Here is a 15,384-nt window from a genome sequence, read left to right as displayed (position 1 = left end):
CGGCACGACACCCGTCCGACCGCTTGTTGCGGCACCGGCAGACGGTGAGCGGTGGATCCACCAGTACAAGGCGGCGCCGACAGCGCACAACGTCATCCGCAGCGTGTGGTCGACGAACCACCCGGGCGATCACGAGGATGGTGAGCCCGCTCCGTCAACCCGAACGGGCGATGACCGCGGCTTGGGCGTCGCAGTAAGCCCTGCCCAACGCGTACGGCACGACCTATGATCAGTCGTGCGCCAGTCGCAGGGGCCGGTTCGCACAAACCCGAGAAGAATGGCCGAAGCGTCGCCCGTACATGCTTCTCGTCCACGAGTGAAGCAAGACCTTCGGACGACCGAAGTGCGGCTCCGAATCCCTGGGATCGACGGAGGCCCTCGTCCTACCGGTTCGCCCAGGTGCACGAAGGGGGTGGTGGATGACAACGGAGAACACGGCGCATGCCCAGTCGATAGCGGCGATGGTCCAAGCCGGTGTCATCAACGGCGGGGTCACCTTGCACACCGACCGAGCGCCCTCCTCGATTCCCTACAACCTGCCCTCCGGCACGCGCCGCTTCGTCGGCCGCGCGGCCGAGATCCGACGGCTGAACGAGCTGGTGACGTCGTCGTCCGGCAGCCGGGTCTGCGTGCTCGACGGACCGCCCGGAATAGGCAAGACCGCCTTGGCCGTTCGTTGGGCGGACGTTCAACGCGAGTTGTTCCCGGACGGCCAGGTTTACGTCGACCTGCGCGGTTTCGACGAGACGCGAGCCGCGCTCGACTCCGGTACCGCGGCCTGGTTGGTCCTCAACGCGTTGCACGTGCCGCTGGCGTCCATTCCGCCTGACCCCGACGCCCGGACGGGGTTGCTGCGCGGCATGCTCCACCAGCGGCGGTTGCTGTTGATCCTGGACAACGTGCGCGACAGCGCGCAGGTCCGGCCGCTGCTGCCCACCTCGCTCGATTGCTTCACGCTGGTGACCGCGCGGCACCGTCTCGACGGCTTGGACGTGCACCACGACGCCGAACGCATCCCGTTGGGGCCGCTGACCACCGAGGAATCCGTCCAGTTGCTGGCGAGGCGGTTGGGCACCTCCCGCGTCGAGTCGGAGAACAAGGCCGTGGAGCGCATCGTGGCGGCCTGCGGTGGACACCCTTTGGCGCTGAACATCGTCGCCGCACGCGCCGCAGACGAACCGGCCAGCCTGCTGACCCCCGTCGTCAAAGCCCTGGAGAGCAAGGACGCAGCCCTGGACACCCTCCGGATGCCGGACGTGGCCGACATGCGGGCGGTCTTCGCCCTGTCCTACGACAACCTGGTACCAGCGGTGGCAGAGGGGTTCCGGACGTTGGCGCTGCACCCCGGCTCGGAGTTCAACGCATCGGCTGCGGCGGCGATGATCGACGGCGACCTCTTCCAGGCTCGCGAGGTCATCAGCGAACTGATCCGATGCCACCTGCTGAGCCGCACATCGGCCGGTCGATACGCGTTCCACGCGTTGACCCACGCCTTCGGCGCGGACACGGCGAAGCGGTTGGACTCCGCGCAACGGTGTGCGTCGGTACTCGTCGCGCTGCTCAACCACCAGGTGCACGCGGCGAGTCGCGCCGACCGGCTCATCAACGCCCACCGACGGCCCGTGCCGATGGAGCCCTGCCTGCGCCCGGACCTCCTGCCGAGCCTCGCGAACCGCGCCGACGCGTTGGCGTGGTTCGACGCGGAGTACGACAACGTCCTCGCCGCGATCGGCGTCGCAGCCGAGAACGAATTCCACCCGTACGTCTGGCAGCTCGCGTGGACGACGTCGAACTTCGCGTACCTGACCGCGCGCCGACAAGAGTGGATCGACACCCACGCGACTGCTCTGGTCGCGATCCGGAAACTCGGCGACGCCCAGGTCGAGGTCCGGTTGCAGCAGCAGCTCGCCCGGGCACATCGGGAGAACGGCGACCACGAGCGATCCGCGGAGCTGTACCTCGAGGCGCTCGACAACCTGGACATGCTCGGCGACGTGCCAGGACGCGCGAACGCCTTCAACGGCCTCGCTGCGGCGCACTTGCACGCCCGCTCGTTCGATCGAGCCCTCGACGCCGGGTCACGTGCCCTCGAACTGTACGAACTCCTCGGTGACGACACCGGGACCGCCAGTACCGCCGGCCTGCTCGGCCAGGCGTGCCGAGCCCTGCGCGAGCCGGTTGAGGCCAAGCGCTACCACCAGCGCGCCGAAGAGCTGTACACCCGGTCGGGCAACCTCTACGGGCTGGCGCACGTCGCCGACTCGATGGCGGACCTGGAGTCGGACGCCGGCCGAGTCGGTCCGGCCGGGACGCACCTCAAGCGGGCGGTAGAACTACACCACCAGGTGGGCAACCTGAATTACGCGGCCAAGTCGTGCCGGCGACTGCGCGCACTGCTGCCCGACTCTGACCCGCTGGCGCAACTGCTGTCCGCAGCGATCGCCGCGCTGGAGGACAACCGCACGGCGGCGGCATCCGCGCTGGTGCGCGCAATCGCGCGGCCGGGTTGACCTGTGGGGTGCCAGGACCCTGCAGTGGGGTACCGAGCTGCGGCGACTCTGCCCCTGGGCCTTCCGGGGGGGTGATCGTGAGGTGTGGCATTACGACTGCTGCACCCACGGCGAGTTCACCTGGTCGTCGCAATACTTCGATGACGGAGGTGCGCGCACGGGAGCCGGCGACGGGCGCAGGCGGTGCGTCACGCGCGGCCCGGCGCCGCCGTGGCCGGGAGCGCGGGCCGGTAGGGGTGGGCGGTGCCGCGGGTGGAGGTGATGCGCTCGTGGACGCTGGGGTGGACCTCGTCCCCGGGGGCGATGACGCGGTGGTGCCGGCCGGGGCCGACGAGGGCCCAGGCGATGCCGTTGGGGTGGATGGCGCCGAGGGCGTGGGTGGACGGCGGGCCGTCGTCGATGGGCACCGTGACGTGCCGCAGGTACGCGGCGGGGTCGACGCGCAGCCCGGCCGTGACGGCGCCGCGGAGGACCCAGTGCAACGCGATGTCGGACAGGCGGTGGTCGTCGGGGAAGGTGCCCCCGACGTCGCTGTGCGCACCGGCGAACCACATCTCGCGCAGCCGCCCGCCGTGGCCGGTCTCCGCCCGGTGGAAGCGGTACTCCTCGTAGTGGCGGCGTCGTTCGTCGATGGCCAGCGCGTGCCTGCCGCACGTGACGTTGGGCAGTTTCCGGGTGAAGGGCCAGCGGGCCTGCTCGTAGCGGGCGCGCCAGTTCAGCCAGCCGACCGTCTTGACGGTGTCCCACACGCCCAGGTAGCGGATCTGCGCCGCGAAGCGCCCGGGGAAGTCGGGGTTGCCGAACTTGTCCTGGAAGTCCGAGCACGAACTCCAGAACGCGGCCTCGTCCCGCCCGCGCCCGGCCCTGCCGCTGCGGGTGTAGAGCTTGAGCGCGTAGGGCACGAGGTTGTCCGCTCCGGGCCGCAGCAGGCCGACGGTGCGCAGCAGGCCGGCGAGGGCTCGGGCGGTGTAGGCACCGCGGCTGAACCCGAACAGGAAGATCCGGTCCCCCCGGCGGTAGAAGCGCATCAGGAAGCGGTACGCCTCCTCGATGTTCTCCCGCACGCCGTAGCCCACGACCACGCCCGCGAACCGGGTCGCGGCCTTGCCCAGGCCGGTGACGGCGCCGCGGGCGCCCATCGTGCCGACACCCGGGCTGTAGTAGACCACCTGCCCCTGGTCCTTGACCGCGATGTCGTAGGCGCGGGCGACGTTGGTGGTGCCGGCTTCGGGTTCGTTGCAGGTGCCGTCCAGGCACAGCACGAGGTTGCGGCCGGTGTCCTCGGGTCGGCGGGTCGTCACACGTCCTCCACGTGGTCGGGCGGGGCGGGTACCGCGACGTGCGCGGCACGAGGGGGCAGCGCGGCGCCGACGTGATCGAGCCGCTCACTCGACCAGCGGTGGAACGGCCGGTGACCGTTCCTCCTGCCCCGCTGCCGGCGAGGCAGGAGGACGACGGGCAGGGGACGACGGGGGCGACGACCGTCCGTCGTCAACCGCGGTGCCGGGACCGCGTGCCGCGCGGTTGGCGGGGCGGGATGGCGATGAGGGTGCGGTAGTGGCCGGGCGGGTGGGGCTCGCCGACGGGGCGGTGGTCGACCTCGACCCAGGCGTGGGCGGCGAAGGGGTGGGTGCGCACCCCCGTGCACCAGGTGGGCCAGGTGCCGCGGGCGCGGCAGAGCAGGGCGGTGGCGATCGAGCGCTGCAGGCAGCCCTGCCCCGCGCAGCGCAGGCTGACGGAGACCACCTCGACACGGGCGGCGGCGGCCTGGGCCGCGGTGGCGGGCCGGGCGCCGCGGCGGGCGGTCGCCAGGACGGCGCGCAGGCGCCGGGGGCTCACCCCGGTCAGCGGCCGGGCGAGGGCCACCGCGAGCAGCGGCAGCAGGCGCCGGTGCACGGGCAGGCGGACGCGCTGTTCGAGGGTGACGGGGACGGTCATGGCCCGGTCACCAGGTTCGCCGCCCGGAGCCGGTCGGTGATGGTCGTGACGTCGGCCCTGGCCCGCTCCGGGGACAGGCCGTGGCGGGTGGCCAGGTCGGCGGCGACCCGTTCCGGGGGCTGGTCGGCGAGCAGGGCGTGCAGGATGCGGGTGCCCGTGGGGTTGAGCTGCCAGTAGCGGCCGCTGCGTTCGTCGAGCAGCACGGTGCCGTGCTCGGTGTCGGTGGTGGTCACGTCAGGGCGCAGGCGCAGGCGCAGGTTCATCGTTGCTCCCGGGGTCCGGTGCGGTCATCGCGTGCGGGGTGGCGGCGGTCGCGGAGGTGAGCGCGGAGGTGGCCGCGGTGGTGGCGCGGAGCCAGGTCTCGCAGCCGATCAGGTCCTCCAGCGCGAACAGGGCCGTGTTGTCGGCTTGGGGCGCCGTCATGCGGTCGCGGAGCGCGTCGGGGTCGACCAGGCCGGCACGAACCAGGGCGGAGTCGGCGAAGAGGGCCAGCACGGCGGGCAGGTTGCGGGCCAGTCCGTCGCGCACGTCCTGCCCGAACTCCCCCTTGGTCGTCCGGGCGGAGATCTCCGGCGGCAGGATGCCGCGCAGGGCCTCGGCCTGCAGCGGCCGGTATCGCCAGGGGGTGCGTCGCTCGTGCGCGCGCACCGACAGGGCGACGTCGACGACCCGGTCGTCGAAGCAGGGCATCTCCAGCCGCACACCGGCCTGCGCGAACACCCGCGCCAACGACCGGTAAGCGGGTCCGCTGCCGCCGAGCACGGCGAGGGTGGCGTGCTGCCCGCGCTGCGGTGCCAGGGGCTCGGCGTGCTCGGCGGTGGCGCGCAGCACCCGGCGGGCGGCCGCGACCGCCTCCGGGGTCGCCCACGCCGAGGCGCGCAGCGCGGGGCCCCACCGCAGGCACGTCGGCGCGTAGGGCGAGGGCCGCGGCCCGGTCAGCAGGTCGGCCTGCTCGCGCCACCAGGCGTCCGGGCCGCGCCGGTCGGCCAGCGCCCTGATCACCCCCGACCACGGCCAGCGGCGCAGCGCGCGGAAGCCGCGCAGGTGGGTCAGCGCCGCCTGCGGCCGGGTGCGCAGCAGGTCGTGCAGGTAGGCGGGGCTCTCGTGGAAGACCTCGTCCCCGCCGTGCCCGGCCAGGTGCACCCCCACGCCGTGCTCGGCCAGCAGGAGCGCGGTGCGGGTGGTGCGGGCCAGGGTCCGGGCGAACCGGTACGGGGCCTCCGGGTCGCCGGGGCGGCCGGGATCGCTGAACAGGGCGGGCAGTTCGCGCTGGGGCACGACCAGGTGGCGGGCCGCCGGGAGCGCTGCCGCGGCGCGGGCGGCGAAGGCGGCGTCGTCGTTGCCCGCCTCGGCCTCGCCCCACCGCAGCGTCACCAGCCCCGCGCCGGCGTCGGCACCGGCGGCCAGGAAGCACAGCGAGGTGGAGTCCACCCCGCCGGACAGGTCGCTGCCCCACGGACCGGTGTCGGGGCGGCGCGCGGCCACGGCCTCGGTCAGCGCCTGCCGCAACCGCCGCGCCCCCACCGCCAGCGGCACCTCCGGGGCCGGCGGAACCCACCGGCGCACCTCACGCGCGGCGCGACCGTCGGCCTCCACGCGCAGGTAGTGGTCGGACCGCACGGCGTGCACGCCCCGCCACAGCGGGCGCCCCGCCAGCGGCGGCGGTTCCCGCCCTCCGCACACCACCCGGGCCGCCAGCAGCTCCTCGTCCACGCCCGCACCGGTCAGCGCGGCCAGCCAGTCGGCGCGGTCGCCCGCCACCACCAGCCCGTCGTGGCGCGTGTGGAACACCTGCCGCAGGCCGCTGAGCGTGCCCTGCGCCCGCACCACCCCGTCGACCGAGACCACCACGTGCGCGCAACCGGCGAACGTCGACGCGCCGAAGTCCTCCACCCGTCCGATGCGCGCGGCGACCTCGGCCGCCCCGGCGGCGGTGACCGGCGACGTGCCGATCACCGCCACCAGGGTGGACCCGCTCCGGGCGAGGGTGAGCTCACCGGGCGCCCACGACCCCACCAGCCACGGCCGTCCCGAGGCGTGCGGCACGACCTCGCACCCGGCCACCGCACCGGTCAGCCCCGGCCACCACGACCGGGTTCCCGGCGCGTCCGGCAGCACCAACCAACCTCGCCCGGACATCAGCGCCTATCCCCGGTCGCCCTCGCTGTAGCCGTCGAAGAACCAATGGCCCCACCCGAGGGTGTCCTCGCTGAACCCGCCCACCTCCACCAGGGCAGGCGGCTCGTACGGCATTGCGGTCGTCATCTCCACGTCCATGTCATTCTCCTTGTCTTCCAACGGTTTTACGGCCACGTCCGGCCGCATCGGCTCGGTTTTCCCGTTCGGCGGCGGGAAAACGCCACCCGTCCCAGGAGCACCCCATGAGGGGACCCGCGACCACGGCACGTGCACGACCACCGCCCCGACAGGGCTACGGGTCCGTCTCAGACGGAGGGAGCGCCCGGTGAGCCCTCGGGGGGTGGCGGGCCCTCCGGGGGCGGGGTGATGGTGATGTCCACGCCGCCCCGGATGCCGGTGAGCAGCCGGACGTACGCGGGGACGTCGACGTGCGCGGGGAGGTACTGGGCGGAGATCGGTGGGCCGTAGACCGGGCGGATGGGCAGCACTCCCGCCCAGTGCCCGCCGCCGTCGGCCTTGTCGACGGCCGGTCCGCCGGTGCGGACCTTGGCCGAAGCGCGCTCGATCTCGACCCGGGTGATCGCCGTCCACCCCAGCTCGTCGGTGCTGGGCGGGCGCGAGTCGGCCCAGCGGCCGGGGGCCGCCTGCTCGGTGATCACCCGCAGGGCTTCCTCCTTCTCGTGCCGGTCCTCCACCAGGACAGCGTGCCCGTAGACCACCGCGGAGCGGTAGGCCACGGCGTTGTGCAGGGTCGAGCGAGCCAGCACGAGGGCGTCCACGTGGGTCACCGCCAGGCAGACCATCTTCTGCGGCACCGGCACGGCTCCCGACTTTTCCGGGGTGATCAACCGGGTCATCCGGGAGTCGCGGGAACCGTGCAGGTAGACGACGCCGGTGGGGTTGTCGGGCGGGCCCTTCTCCTGGAAGCCGTAGAGCCGGGGCAGGACGGCGGGCGCCTTGAGGTCGTACCGCGCGTCCGGGGGGCTGTCGGGGTCGGGGGCGGTGAACCCCACGTGGCAGTAGCAGCCCTCCTTGAGGATCGCGTGCACCGTCTTCTTGTCGTACTTGACCAGGTGCCAGGACATGTTGGAGGAGGGCCGGGTGTACTTGTCCGGTTCGTACCGCGGGGGTTTGGGCGGTCCCTGCACCGTCGGTTCGTCGGTGGTCATGTGTTCTCCGGTGGATCGGGTGACGTCCTGGTCGCGTCGAGTTCCGCGTCGGCTGTTCGCCTCGTTCCGCGACCGGACGCTAACAGGGGTTCGGAGCCGCGGACCACGAGTCACTCGGTCGGGTAATCCCAGGTGGAGCGCTGTCGAGACAGGGCAACGGCGCCCCACCATGTGGTGACGGCACATCCCCGGAGGTGAATCCGAACACCGATCGCGCTCGCGGCACGGCGACCGGATGTCATCCGGTAGTCGGAACTTCGCGCCTATCCGGTTGGTGCGCAACGAGGAACGCCTGCGAGCACCGCGCCCGCCCTATGTCGGTTCCGTACCCGCAGGTGTCACCGCGGGCATTCGCGCACGGCGCAGATCACCTCCCGGGCGGTCGACAACGCGGCCCGAACACCGGCAGGGGTCAACTCGATGAGCACGACCGAAAACCTCTCGGCTCTGCCCGAAACGGAGATAGACCCGCCTGCGGACAACGACTTCGCGCAGCAGAAGGCCAACTTCCTCGGGTACTGCGCCCGGTTGTGGGGTGGCGCGCTGCGCGAACCCGACGGCGACAGGCCGGTGGAACCCCACCAGTACTGGGGCTGCGTGCTGTCGATGGGCCGCACCGAGGGCAACGTCTACGCGATCACCCCTCGCTGACCCCGGCCCTGCCGCGGCCGGGCACGGGTCATGGCCGCGGCAGGGGCGCACGACGACAACGGATGACCACGGAGGAGACACGCGCGGGCTGATGACGGTCCTGCCGGCCACCACCACCGCCGCCCTGCTCACCGGCCCGGCGACCGCAGCCCAGGCCGGTCCGCTGCACGTCGGCTGCCGGTACGGGGCGCGGTCGGCGATGGACACGCCCTCGAGGTCGGGTGCTTCGACTGCGCATCGCGGGTGACCTACGAGGGAGCCGGCGCCATCACGATCAACGCGAGCGGCCGGACCTTTCCTGCTGAACGGTGGAGGGCGGCCCGGCGTCCGACTCGACCAGCGTCCACGACGCTCGGGGCTCTGGCTGCCTGCAACTGCCGTAGTGCTCCGGCCGCGAGCACTACCCCCAGCTCGGGAGGCGCCACGATCCGCTGTTCCCGTGGCCGGTGACGCGGCCACCGCCGGGCACGGGGCGACTCACCACCCCGGTGGTCGGCGCCCCGCTGCTCGATGCCCGTTCGTGCGCGCGGTCCCCGTCATTTCCACGGGACCTTCGTGGAGGTCCAGCCGGAGACCTTCCGGTCCTGGCGCCGGAGCGGCGACCTTCGGCGGTGACGGCGGCGACGTACAGGACGGTGCTGCTCTCGATGCCTTCACGCGTCACCCGAGACACTACAGACGACCGACTGCCCGAGGCTCAGCGAGCAGTCGGTCGAGCCCCGGTCGGCGATGACCTCGACGCCCGACCGCGTCAGGTCCTCGTCAGCGCGGTCAGCGCGGTGGGCGCCGTGACGGTGAGGGACGCCCAGGACGTCCCGGGGTCGCGGCGAACCCGACCCGGGTGTCGGTGCTCCGGCCGTCCTCCCCGACCGTGGTGGGCAGCAGCCCGACCGCGGTCCCCGCGGGCCTCGGTGACTTGACGACGAGGGTGGACTTGGTGTGCCCGGTGACCCCACCGCACACCGGCAGAGGAAGTGCTCGGTCGCGGTACCGCCGGCGAGGGTACCTCGCCGGCATACCGAGGAGCCGCCCTCACGGCCGGCAGACGCGACACCGGGGTCACCGCTCCCCTCGACCGGATGCCCCGACCGGAGCGCGGATCCGGGTCGCCCGCGCGGCATGCCCGCCCGGGTCACCGTGTCGCCCCCGCCTCGGGCGTGCCGACGGACTGGGGGTAGCGGAACCGGTTGAAGGGGTCGTAGATGCCCTTGACCGCGACCAGGCGCTCGTAGTTGGCCCCGTAGTAGGCACGTGACCAGCCGCGCAGGTCGGGGTCGGGGAAGTTGACGTAGGCCGCGTCGGTGCCCAGCCGGACGCGCAGGTCGTCGTGCAGGGAACGGGTCCGTTGGAGCAGCCGGTCCACCTCCTCGACCGGGGCGCCGGGCGCCCACCTGCTGCCGATGTCGATGACGAAGCGCGCCGCGCGGTGGGGGTAGGCGGTCTCGTGCGGTCCGGGGTCCGCTGCGGCGCCGCCCATGGCGAACAGGGTCACGTAGCCGTCCGCCCGCGCCGAACCCGGGTCCCAGTCGCGGACCCACCCGATGACCGCGGTCAGCGCGCCCACGTCCAGCCACCTGTCGGGGACGAGGGATTTCGAGGTGTAGCACTCCCTGTGCTCCGGGACGTCCATCAAGCGGTCCTGCGCCTCCCAGAACGGGAGTTCCTCGACGACGGCGCGGGTCGAGCGCAAGGCCAGCAACCTGTGGAACAGGCGGCGCAGGACGGCCTCGGGGCCGAGGCGCTGCCCGAGCACCCACAGCGACGCCTCGCCGTCGCGCGTGTGCCGGAACCCGATCCGGACGTCGAGGGCGCGGGTGTGGTCGGTGTCGAGCAGGTGCTGCAGCTCCTCGACCACCGGGACACCGGCCTCCGGGGCGAAGGTCAGGTCGAAGACGGTGGCGCGCAACCGCTCCACCGGCACGGCGTCGAAGACGAAGGCGGTGTTGACGCCGAAGTTGCCACCCGCCCCGCCGCGGCAGGCCCAGAACAGGTCGGCGTTCTCGTCCTCGCTGGCGCGCACCAGAGTGCCGTCGGCCAGCACGACGCGGGTCTCGACGAGCCGGTCGCAGGTCAACCCCCACTTGCGGTCGTTGAACCCGAGCCCGCCGCCGAGGGTAAGCCCGGCCACGCCGACACCCGGGCAGCGCCCACCGGGAAAGTACAGCCCCGTGCCGCGAGCGTCGTACACGTCGGAGTTGGTCGTGCCACCGCCCAGGTGCAGCCGCCGTCCGCGCGGGCGCACCCAGTGCATGGACCGCCCCATGCAGATCACCACCCCCTCGCCGGTGGTCGAGTAGCCGGCGTAGTTGTGGCCGCCCGACCGGAGCCTGAAGGGCATCCCGTCCCTCGTGCACCACCGCACGGCGGCCTGCACGTCGTGCTCGTCCTGGCAGACGATCTCCCTGAGCGGGGGTGGGGAGGCGTAGCGCTGGTTGTCCACCGGGGCGCAGTCCGCGAAGCGCCGCGCGGCGGTGGACGACCAAGCGGCCGGGCTGAGGGTCCGGCGCAGTTCCCGCCAGGCGGCGGCGTCCACGCCGAGCCCGGTACCCGCCGCCACTGGGGAGGCGCTGTGCTCGAAAGCCACCGCGGCCGCGGTGGCGGCACCGGCACTGAGCAGGGTTCTCCGACTGACCGGCATGCTCGTTCCCTCCACTGCGTCGATCCCGGCACGGACCGGACATGGGCCGCAGGATCCACCGATGCGACCGGACCGGGTGGGACCTGCGACAGACGCCCACAGGGGGCACCCGCACGATCAGCATCTCCGCACCGGTTGGGCTCGGGAAGGCCGTTCAGCCAGCCGGGTCAACGGGTTCATCCGAACTCGCGGGTCCACAGTGGTTGGTCGGCACCCGAAGGGATTTCCCGCCACGCGGCGTGGGTGCCGAGTCCGAAACCGGCGGAGGCCGTCGGCGCTTCGGGCTCCCGATCGCGGAGGAGGGCCGCCGCGTCGTCCTGATCCTCGAAACCGACCCCGGTACCGACCACCGCGCCCGGAGCCGCGCCGACCGGTGCGAGGTCGCCGGCTTCCGCGCCACCCGGACCGACCAACACCACACCCGCCCGACCGACTGCCCCCGCCCGCGGCGCCCAGGGACGCACCGCCGCGCCGAACACCCACGCCGTCGTCCACCGATCGTGTCGCGGTGGTTCGCGGCGGTGCCGAGGACGTCGATCCGGGCGGAACGCGCGATGATCGGAACGCGGTGGTGCCCGGCACCAGCCGGGCCGTGCGGGAGTCGACGGCCGGCGTCCAGGTGTCGTCCCGGCCCGAGGTCATGGTGCCGTGGTCGACCTCGCCCACACGCACGCGACCGACGGTCTTCTCGCCTTCGGCGCCGCGCCGCACTCGGCGGGGCAGATCGTCCACTGCCCATCGTGCCTGCTCCGGGTAGTGGGAGCCGTCGTGGGCGGTCGCGCGGTCGCCGGTCTCCGACTGGGGCTGTCGCGTCCGCGCAGGTGCCGGTCCCGGCGCGTGAGCGGCGTCCGGTGATCGCCGGGGCGTCCGTGCCGGCGCAGCCCCGGATGCAGCACCGGTGGGTGCAGGATCGCGAAGCCCGACCAGCACCGTGTCCAATGCTTCCCGCCATGCCGTGAACGCCGAGCACCGCCGCGAAAGGGTTGTCAGGTCGAAGGCGTTCTCGGCCTCAAGGCGGCCCACTGCTCGGCGAGATCGTGGTGTGCCGATCCCCTCAGCACGTCCAGCAGCCCGGTGCGGGCATCAGCTCACAGTCGCTCCGCGTGCCGCACCGCCGCCATCGCCTCGTCCGCCTTGCGTTCGACCACGCTCAATCGGGCCGAACACACCGATCTTGAGGCTCTGGCGCACTTTCGGTGGTGACGGTTAGTCGTACGAGGCCAGGACGTTGGTGACGCCGGTGTGGAGCCGTGTGGCTGGTGGTCGGTTTCCGGCGGCGGTGTGGGGGCGATGGTAGTTGTAGTGCACGTTCCAGACCGCGAGGGTCGGTGCGGTGTTGTTCACTGGTCCGGACGTGCGCGTAGAGGAGTTCCTCGGCCAGGATGCGCTGGTAGCGCTCGACCTTCGGCGAGTTCCAGGGCGATGCGGCGGGCCGACCACTTGCGCTCCCGCCGCAGCCGTTCGATTCGGGCCACCACCTCGGCGGGGGTGGCGGCGGGCTGTCGGTGCGGGGCGCTGGGGCGGTCGGCCAGACCTGCCTCACCGAAGCGGCGGTAGCGGTTGACCCACTTGGAGGCGCACTGGCGTGAGATGCCCATCTCCGCTGCGACATGGGCGGTGGAACGGGTTCTGCAGCGCTGGACCAGGCGGTGGCGGCCTTCGACGGACAGCGGCGCGTTACCGTGAAGCACGGACGGGTCTTTCTGCTTGGCGGACGAGTTGGTCGCACTTCTCGTCCTACCGCCGAAAGACCCGTCCCTCGTCTCAGGCCCTACCAGCCGTCACCAACGTCATGACCCGCAACACCTAGTCGACCAGGACCCTGACCGCGCGGTTGTCCCAGTTGTTGCCGAGGGTGCCCAGACGCGGCCAGTCGTTCTCGACCTCCGTCGAGCGGTACCCGTTCGGGCCGACCAACATCCAGTTGCAGTGGCCGGTGTCGATCTTGCGGACCGAGGACACCCACCGCTGGCCGTTGAGCAGGGGGATGTCGGACCCGGCGTCGGCCGGGGAGAAGTCCGACTCCGGCGTGCAGTCGCCGCTGGGGTTCCAGACCTCCAGGTGGAACCCCCCGTAGTCGGGGTGCTCCCAGAGGTTGAGGACGTGGCTGGCCGCGGGCGCCATCTCCAGCATCTCCGCCTGGGTCGGCGCGCACCGGGTCGTCTCCCCGGCCTGCACGAGGCAGAACAGGTCGGCGGCCTCCGCCTGGGTCGACGCGGCGCCGCCCGCCGGGGCGCCGACCAACAGCGCTCCGGACACAGCCGCTACGCCCACAGCCACGCGCTTCCACATTCGGTTCATTCGCAGTCCGTCCAGGTGGTGTTAAGCAGTAACAAACATTCGGTCTGACTCGTTAATGCTCACCAATGGACCGGCCTGCCGCGCCGCGAACACGGGGTGCCACCCGTACGGCCGCGCGCCGTTCGAGGCGGATTTCGAACGGTTCCGACGCCGGAGTCCACAAGTCCTCGACGTCAACCCGATCGGCCGGCAAAGCACTGAAACGGGCTTGAGCAGCGTAAACCCGAAAACCAGGCCCAGGTCCTGAACAGCCGGGAACGGAGAGCGGGCGCGTCGCGTGGCCGAGCACCGCTCGTGGTAATCACCGCAGGACTGCGGTCGTCCCGATCACGACGGTGGAGGCAGCTTCCGTCCGGTGCGCACGGAACACGGAGGACGTCGTGCCCGAGGAGGGCGACGCGGTGCGCCGCGTCTGCGACCGGTCCCGTCGAACTCCGCCTGCCACGGCCCCGAGCGCACCATCACCGCAACCACCAGTCGGTCACGGTGTTGAAGAACACCACGGCGTCAACGGCGCGATCCCTCGTTGGTTCGTCCGGGTGGTGATCGCCCGTGCACCGGCGCGCCGGTCCTCGTTCACGTCAGGGTGGGCCGGGTACGCGTTCGACCATCGAAGTGGAGACGACGTGAGCAAGATTCGCACAGCGGCGGTCGCAGCAGTGGCGGTGCTGGTGTCCGGGCTGGTCAGCACCGCCCCGGCCATGGCCGCCGAGACAGCCAGGATTTCCCGCACGATCCTGCTCGCCTCGACCTCGACCGGAAGTGCCGCGCTGCCGTCCGGAGGCGCCAAGCTGATCACGCTGGCCGCTGGTCGCTACGAGTGGAGGCACCGCATCGCGGGCCTGGACGACCCGGGCAACAGGATGATCACACTGGCCGCGGGTGAGTACCGGTGGAGCTGCAACCTCGTCGGCACCGGGTTGTCACCGGTGAACTACTCCACCCTGTGCCGGCTCGACCCCCAGGCCGCGGGGCGCGCCGCCGCGTTCCTCCCGATCGACGGGCGCACCTACTGGCAGATCCCGGCCGGCGACCGGACCTGGGCCAGCGAGTTGGACCCGCAGTTCTGACGCTTCGTTCCGGTGAGGTGACCTCACCAACGGCGCTGCGGGCGTTGAAGGCGTGATGGTGCCCGGAGAGCCGCTCGACTGTTCACCCGGCGAACTGCACGGCCTGCTCGACCGCCGGGACAGGGATGAGGAATGCCTCGCCCTGCTGCGCGAGCTCGCCGGCATGGGCAATCCGATCGGCGCGATGTGGGCGCTGGGCGCCTGGCTGGTGCGGCACGACCGCGTCCCGGAGGCGGTCCAGTGGTACGCCCTCAGCGCCGAGCACAGCCTGCGGGGAGCGAACCTGCCGGTGGAGAAGTTCGGCGAGTTGGACTGCCTCGAAGAGGCAGAGCGTCCACTACGGGTACAGGCCGCCAAGGCGGGCGGGGTGGCCAGCATCAAGCCGGCTGAACTGCTCGGGTTGCTCGGACGCCACGACGAGGCCGACTCGGTGCTCCGGGAGTCGCTGGAGCACGACGAGCCGCATCCACTGCCGGGCCGCACGTCCGCGCCACCGACGATGTGCCACCTGGTGAAGGCGTCGCGGCGCGCCGGTCGGACGCAGGACGCCACTCAAGTCCAGGCGTACGGATCGAGCCCGGAGGTGCGATCGCCCAGCCGTGGGAACTGCCCACACCCGGCTGGCACCGCCCGGTCACCGTGCCGCCCACCGGGAACCCGTTGCCGCACGCGGGCACGCGTTCGACTCCGCCCGGCGTTCGCTCCTGCCGATGAGCGGACGCCCTCGTCACTGATCGGCGGGCTCGTCGGGGCGCCGCGGCAGGGGCAACGGCGGGTCGCCTGGTGAGGGTGTCTGCGGAGTCCGCTCGGCCTCCGCCCGGATCTCGATGCTCGTCCTGTGGGCGATCGGGTCCCAGATCTCCTGGAACGGCGACATGAGCGACTGCCCTCCGCCGCTGCGGCGGGCACGCACGGCGTACCAGGCGAACCCGGTCAGGCTCAGGGGCAGGCTCAGCAGCGACGCCACG

General features: G+C 72.3%; 14 protein-coding genes and 1 pseudogene. 4 read left to right on the top strand and 11 right to left on the bottom strand.

Translation table 11 applies throughout. The annotated features are described in order from the left end of the window. The first annotated feature begins 419 nt into the window (after positions 1-419). Complete coding sequence (locus tag ACR807_RS09940; protein ID WP_438920943.1) at positions 420-2,510, top strand: tetratricopeptide repeat protein; 2,091 nt, start codon at positions 420-422, stop codon at positions 2,508-2,510. Positions 2,511-2,698: 188 nt separating this feature from the next. Here ACR807_RS09940 and ACR807_RS09935 read toward each other — a convergent pair whose 3' ends face one another. The 6 genes from ACR807_RS09935 to ACR807_RS09910 all read right to left on the bottom strand — a co-directional run bounded on the left by ACR807_RS09935 (position 2,699) and on the right by ACR807_RS09910 (position 7,756). Further along, the gene (locus ACR807_RS09935; protein ID WP_438920942.1) at positions 2,699-3,811 is read right to left on the bottom strand and encodes a T6SS phospholipase effector Tle1-like catalytic domain-containing protein; all 1,113 of its coding nucleotides are present in this window, start codon (positions 3,809-3,811) and stop codon (positions 2,699-2,701) included. A gap of 190 nt (positions 3,812-4,001) precedes the next feature. Next, the gene (locus ACR807_RS09930) at positions 4,002-4,448 is read right to left on the bottom strand and encodes a lasso peptide biosynthesis B2 protein (protein ID WP_438920941.1); all 447 of its coding nucleotides are present in this window, start codon (positions 4,446-4,448) and stop codon (positions 4,002-4,004) included. Continuing rightward, positions 4,445-4,711, bottom strand: coding sequence for a lasso peptide biosynthesis PqqD family chaperone (locus ACR807_RS09925; protein ID WP_438920940.1), 267 nt, complete (start codon positions 4,709-4,711; stop codon positions 4,445-4,447). Before ACR807_RS09925 ends, ACR807_RS09930 begins: the two co-directional genes overlap by 4 nt. After that, positions 4,683-6,587 carry an asparagine synthase-related protein gene (locus ACR807_RS09920; RefSeq protein ID WP_438920939.1) on the bottom strand — a complete coding sequence of 635 codons (1,905 nt, stop codon included), beginning with the start codon at positions 6,585-6,587 and terminating at the stop codon, positions 4,683-4,685. The genes ACR807_RS09925 and ACR807_RS09920 overlap by 29 nt, the downstream gene beginning before the upstream one ends. A 6-nt stretch (positions 6,588-6,593) precedes the next feature. After that, positions 6,594-6,725: a keywimysin-related RiPP gene (locus ACR807_RS09915; protein ID WP_438920938.1), complete on the bottom strand. Its 132-nt coding sequence runs from the start codon at positions 6,723-6,725 to the stop codon at positions 6,594-6,596. Between the two features lie 167 nt (positions 6,726-6,892). After that, a complete protein-coding gene (locus ACR807_RS09910; protein WP_438920937.1) occupies positions 6,893-7,756 on the bottom strand; it encodes a pyridoxamine 5'-phosphate oxidase family protein in 864 nt (287 codons plus the stop codon). A 420-nt stretch (positions 7,757-8,176) separates the two neighbouring features. Between ACR807_RS09910 and ACR807_RS09905 the strand changes: the two genes are divergently transcribed. Beyond that, positions 8,177-8,407: a hypothetical protein gene (locus ACR807_RS09905; protein WP_438920936.1), complete on the top strand. Its 231-nt coding sequence runs from the start codon at positions 8,177-8,179 to the stop codon at positions 8,405-8,407. A 1,132-nt stretch (positions 8,408-9,539) separates the two neighbouring features. Here ACR807_RS09905 and ACR807_RS09900 read toward each other — a convergent pair. The 4 genes and pseudogenes from ACR807_RS09900 to ACR807_RS09885 form a co-directional block, all read right to left on the bottom strand. Next, positions 9,540-10,991 carry an FAD-binding oxidoreductase gene (locus ACR807_RS09900; RefSeq protein WP_438920935.1) on the bottom strand — a complete coding sequence of 484 codons (1,452 nt, stop codon included), beginning with the start codon at positions 10,989-10,991 and terminating at the stop codon, positions 9,540-9,542. Between the two features lie 230 nt (positions 10,992-11,221). Continuing rightward, positions 11,222-11,524 (bottom strand): hypothetical protein, encoded by a 303-nt coding sequence (locus ACR807_RS09895; RefSeq protein WP_438920934.1) that lies wholly within the window; start codon positions 11,522-11,524, stop codon positions 11,222-11,224. A 727-nt stretch (positions 11,525-12,251) separates the two neighbouring features. Continuing rightward, a pseudogene (locus ACR807_RS09890) lies at positions 12,252-12,736 on the bottom strand (helix-turn-helix domain-containing protein). Between the two features lie 115 nt (positions 12,737-12,851). Next, positions 12,852-13,304, bottom strand: coding sequence for a hypothetical protein (locus ACR807_RS09885; protein WP_438920933.1), 453 nt, complete (start codon positions 13,302-13,304; stop codon positions 12,852-12,854). Between the two features lie 668 nt (positions 13,305-13,972). Here ACR807_RS09885 and ACR807_RS09880 point away from each other — a divergent pair. Both ACR807_RS09880 and ACR807_RS09875 read left to right on the top strand, forming a co-directional pair. Next, positions 13,973-14,416: a hypothetical protein gene (locus tag ACR807_RS09880; RefSeq protein WP_438920932.1), complete on the top strand. Its 444-nt coding sequence runs from the start codon at positions 13,973-13,975 to the stop codon at positions 14,414-14,416. Positions 14,417-14,471: 55 nt separating this feature from the next. After that, positions 14,472-15,203 carry a hypothetical protein gene (locus tag ACR807_RS09875; RefSeq protein ID WP_438920931.1) on the top strand — a complete coding sequence of 244 codons (732 nt, stop codon included), beginning with the start codon at positions 14,472-14,474 and terminating at the stop codon, positions 15,201-15,203. Here ACR807_RS09875 and ACR807_RS09870 read toward each other — a convergent pair. Then, on the bottom strand, positions 15,144-15,384 hold a 241-nt coding region (locus ACR807_RS09870; protein ID WP_438920930.1), incomplete at its 5' end, for a hypothetical protein. The genes ACR807_RS09875 and ACR807_RS09870 overlap by 60 nt on opposite strands.

Source organism: Saccharothrix sabaoui (genome assembly GCF_051756985.1).
Lineage (GTDB): Bacteria > Actinomycetota > Actinomycetes > Mycobacteriales > Pseudonocardiaceae > Actinosynnema.
The sequence above is the reverse complement of the archived record's forward strand: the minus strand, read 5'-3'. Positions and strand labels throughout refer to the sequence as shown.